This window comes from Ruegeria arenilitoris (assembly GCF_013032445.1).
Taxonomy (GTDB): domain Bacteria; phylum Pseudomonadota; class Alphaproteobacteria; order Rhodobacterales; family Rhodobacteraceae; genus Ruegeria; species Ruegeria arenilitoris_F.
In genome coordinates this window covers 1-1,778 of sequence record NZ_WQCA01000076.1, presented here as the reverse complement: position 1 = coordinate 1,778, position 1,778 = coordinate 1, and the positions used below count along the sequence as shown (strand labels likewise).

Below are 1,778 nucleotides of genomic sequence, written 5' to 3'. Positions count from 1 at the left end.
CAGATGAAGATGACGACAGAAGAGGCCTTTGTTAAGGTTCTGCAGCTGCACGGGATCGAGCATGCCTTTGGCATTATCGGTTCGGCGATGATGCCGATCTCGGATATTTTCGGGAAAGCCGGCATCACGTTCTGGGATTGCGCGCATGAAGGCTCGGGCGGGATGATGGCCGACGGCTACACCCGCGCCACCGGCAAGATGTCGATGATGATCGCGCAGAACGGCCCCGGCATCACCAACTTTGTCACCGCCGTGAAAACCGCCTACTGGAACCACACCCCGCTGCTGCTGGTCACGCCGCAGGCGGCAAACAAGACCATGGGTCAGGGCGGCTTCCAGGAGATGGAACAGATGCGCATGTTCGCCGACTGCGTCTGCTATCAGGAAGAAGTGCGCGACCCGTCGCGGATGGCCGAAGTTCTGAGCCGAGTGATCACCAAGGCCAAGCGCGCCTCGGCCCCGGCGCAGATCAACGTGCCGCGGGACTTCTTCACCCAGGTGGTCGATATCGAACTGCCTGCCGTGGTTGAATTTGAACTGCCTTCGGGCGGTGCCTCTGCCGTGACCGAAGCCGCCGCGCTGCTGTCGGACGCCAAGAACCCGGTCATCCTGAACGGCGCCGGCACGGTTCTGTCCGCGGGCGGCATCGAAGCCTCGAAAGCCCTGGCCGAGCGCCTGGACGCCCCGGTTTGCGTTGGCTACCAGCACAACGACGCCTTCCCCGGCTCGCACCCGCTGTTTGCCGGCCCGCTGGGCTATAACGGCTCGAAGGCCGCGATGGAGCTGATCAAGGAAGCGGACGTCGTTCTGTGCCTCGGCACCCGTCTGAACCCGTTCTCGACCCTGCCCGGGTATGGCATGGAATACTGGCCCACTGACGCCAAGATCATTCAGGTCGACATCAACCCTGATCGCATCGGCCTGACCAAGAAGGTCTCGGTCGGCATCGTGGGTGATGCGGCCACCGTTGCCACCAACATCCTGGCACAGCTTTCGGACACCGCAGGCGACGAAGGCCGCGACGCGCGCAAGGCGAAAATCGCGGAAACCAAGTCGCGTTGGGCGCAGGAACTGACCTCGATGGATCACGAGCAGGACGATCCGGGCACCACCTGGAACGAACGCGCCCGTGCCGCCAAGCCCGACTGGATGAGCCCGCGCATGGCGTGGCGTGCGATCCAATCCGCGCTGCCGAAAGAGGCGATCATCTCGTCCGACATCGGCAACAACTGCGCCATCGGCAACGCCTATCCGTCCTTTGAAGAAGGCCGCAAATACCTGGCCCCCGGCCTGTTCGGCCCCTGTGGCTATGGTCTGCCGTCGGTGATCGGTGCCAAGATCGGTTGCCCGGACGTGCCAGTCGTCGGTTTCTCGGGTGACGGTGCCTTTGGCATCGCGGTCACCGAACTGACCGCAATCGGTCGCGAGGAATGGCCCGCCGTAACCCAGATCGTCTTCCGCAACTACCAGTGGGGTGCGGAAAAGCGGAACTCGACCCTGTGGTTCGACGACAACTTCGTCGGCACCGAGCTGGACACCAAAGTGTCCTATGCCGGGATCGCACAGGCCTGTGGTCTGAAAGGCGTCGTTGCCCGCACTCAGGACGAGCTGACCGCCGCCCTGAACCAGGCCATCGAGGACCAGAAGAACGGTATCACCACCCTGATCGAAGCCATGATCAACCAGGAACTGGGTGAGCCCTTCCGCCGCGACGCAATGAAAAAGCCCGTCGAAGTCGCAGGCATCAGCGCCGACGACATGAACCAACAGGCCGGGGT

Annotated in this window: 1 protein-coding gene; it reads left to right on the top strand. The window is 62.9% G+C overall.

The window, feature by feature from the left end:
* Window positions 1–3 precede the first annotated feature (3 nt).
* Window positions 4–1,778, top strand: a 1,775-nt coding sequence (xsc, locus tag GOW98_RS25470) for a sulfoacetaldehyde acetyltransferase (RefSeq protein WP_170337391.1), incomplete at its 3' end; no start/stop codon positions are given.